The organism is Hylemonella sp. GW821-FHT12C09 (genome assembly GCF_058807395.1).
In genome coordinates, this window is sequence record NZ_JBXAQQ010000006.1 from 244511 (window position 1) to 246256 (window position 1746).

Annotated in this window: 2 protein-coding genes; both read left to right on the forward strand. The window is 66.6% G+C overall.

Annotated features, from left to right (window positions below; all coding sequences use genetic code 11):
- Positions 1-1557 (forward strand): GspE/PulE family protein (locus tag AC1RRP_RS12160; RefSeq protein WP_493036506.1); only part of this gene is annotated, 1557 nt, incomplete at its 5' end.
- A partial coding sequence (locus tag AC1RRP_RS12165; protein ID WP_493036508.1) for a hypothetical protein occupies positions 1538-1746 on the forward strand: 209 nt, incomplete at its 3' end. The genes AC1RRP_RS12160 and AC1RRP_RS12165, both read left to right, overlap by 20 nt.

Sequence of the window (1746 nt, forward strand, 5' to 3'; positions counted from 1 at the left end):
GGCTGGCTGGCGATGCAGTTCGACCTGCCCTTCTGGGACAACCAGGCGCTGCAGCCGCAGACCGCCAGATTGGACCTCTGGCCCATGGCCCGGGCGCAGGCCCAGCGTGCCGTGCTGCTGCAGCGCGCCGACGATCCTGGTTCCTGGGTGGCCGCGCTGACCGATCCTTTTGACAGTGATGTACTGGCCCAGCTGGAACAGGCCGCAGGCCAGGCGGTGCAGCAGGTGCTGTGCACGCCGGAGGACTTGCACGCCTATCTGACGCAGCAGGAGGCCTCGCTGCGTGCGGTGGACAGCCTGGAGTCCATGCGTTCAGATCAGACTGAAGCCGAGCAGGGCATCGAGGTGCTGTCCCTGGTGAGCGCCACGGATGCCGCCAGCCCGGCGGTGCGGTTGGTGAACTCCACGCTCTACGACGCCCTGCGCGCCGGGGCCAGCGACGTGCACCTGGAGTCCACGCCCATGGGCTTGGCGGTGCGCTACCGCATTGACGGCGTGCTGGACGATGTGACGGACATCCAGGACCGCGCCGTGGCCGAGCAGACCATCTCGCGCCTCAAGGTGCTGGCCGAACTGGACATTGCCGAGCGGCGCGTGCCGCAGGATGGCAGCTTCCAGGTGCGGGCCCAGGGGCGCTTGATCGACTTGCGTGTGTCTATCATGCCTAGCATCCATGGCGAGGACGCGGTGGTGCGGATTCTGGACAAGCAGGCCATGATCGAGGCGCATGGCAAGCTGAGTCTGGAGGCGCTGGGTTTTGATGCGGTGGCGCTCAAGACCATGCGTACGCTGACCGAGGCCGCCTACGGTATGCTGCTGGTGACGGGGCCCACAGGTTCCGGTAAGACCACCACGCTCTATGCCGCACTGGCCGAGACCTATACGGGCAAGGACAAGATCATCACGATTGAAGACCCGGTTGAATACCAGCTGCCCGGGGTGCTGCAGATCCCGGTGAACGAGAAAAAGGGCCTGTCTTTCGCACGCGGCCTGCGCTCCATCCTGCGGCACGACCCGGACAAGATCATGGTGGGCGAGATCCGTGACCGCGAGACGGCCGAGATTGCAGTGCAGTCGGCGCTGACGGGCCATCTGGTGTTGACCACGGTGCACGCGAACAATGTGTTCGACGTGTTCGGCCGCTTCACGCATATGGGCTTGGACCCGTACACCCTGGTGTCGGCGCTCAACGGCATCTGGGCCCAGCGCCTGGTGCGGGTGAACTGCATGCATTGCCGCCAGCCCTACCAGCCTGAGGCGCTGGAGTTCGAGAAGCTGGGCTTGGATGCCGGGCAATGGGCAGCTGCGAAGTTCATGAAAGGCGCGGGCTGCGGCGACTGCCGCGGCACGGGTTTCCGCGGGCGGCGCGCGATTGCGGAGTTTCTGCTGCTGGACGACGAGCTGCGCGAGATGATCATTCAGCGCCTACCGGTACGCCAGATCAAGGAGGCCGCACGGCAGCGCGGCACGCGCACGCTGCTGGAGGCGGCGCTGGACCTGGTGCGTGCAGGTGCGACCACGCTGGAGGAGGTGCGACGTGTCACGCTGGCGCAGTAAGTCCGTAGCGCCTGCGCTGCCCCTGGTGCTGGGCCTGTCCGCACAGGGCGTGGCTTGGCTGGCGCCGAAGGCGGCATCACCCACCTGGCAGACCTGGAACTGGCCCGAGGACGTGGATGGGCCGACTGCGTTGCGGGACTGGGTGTCGAATCAGGCGCCTGACGTCGATGGAACGCGGCAACCCGTGCA